Origin of the sequence: Burkholderia sp. Se-20378 (assembly GCF_017104665.1) — a bacterium.
GTDB lineage: Bacteria > Pseudomonadota > Gammaproteobacteria > Burkholderiales > Burkholderiaceae > Burkholderia > Burkholderia lata.
Map to the genome: position 1 here is coordinate 1 of NZ_JAAGPG010001258.1, position 610 is coordinate 610.

1 pseudogene is annotated in these 610 nt (G+C 65.2%); it reads right to left on the minus strand.

Going from position 1 to position 610, the window contains the following annotated elements:
- Positions 1–610, minus strand: a pseudogene (locus G3N93_RS41285) (hypothetical protein); the annotation flags it as partial.

Below are 610 nucleotides of genomic sequence, written 5' to 3' on the forward strand. Positions count from 1 at the left end.
TTGGCGTCGCGATCGAGCTGCGGGATCGACGCCATCGCGCCGACGGCCGCGATACCCTGCTTCGCCATCTGGTCGGTCTGCTGCAGTTGCGAACCCAGCGAGTTGATCTGCGCCTGCTGGCCCGACAGTGCCGTCGACAGCGTCGTCTGCACCTGCGTCAGCTGGTTCACGTTCACCGCGTCGGTGCCTTGCGTACCCGGTGCGACGTTCGTGATCTGGCGCTGCTGCGTGTCGCTACCGACCGACACCACGTTCGAGCGGCCGCCGTCCGTCGAATTCGCGCCGATCGCCACCGAGTTCGAACCCGCGGTGACGGTCGGGACGTCGGTGCCCTTGCCGTTCATGTCGGCCGCGATGCCGTTGTTGTTGGCGGCGCGCGTCGTGTTGTTGTTGATCGTCGTCGACAGCGAGTTCAACGTGTTGTTGATGTTCGTCACGCCAGTCGACAGCGAGGCCACGTTGCTGTTCGTCGTGCTCAGGCCAGTGGACAGCGAGCCGATGCCGGTCGAGGTCGACGTCGACAGCGAGTTGACGTTGCTGTTCGTCGAGCTCAGGCCCGTCGACAGCGAGTTGATCGCGGTCGAGGTCGACGTGGACAGCGAGGCCACGT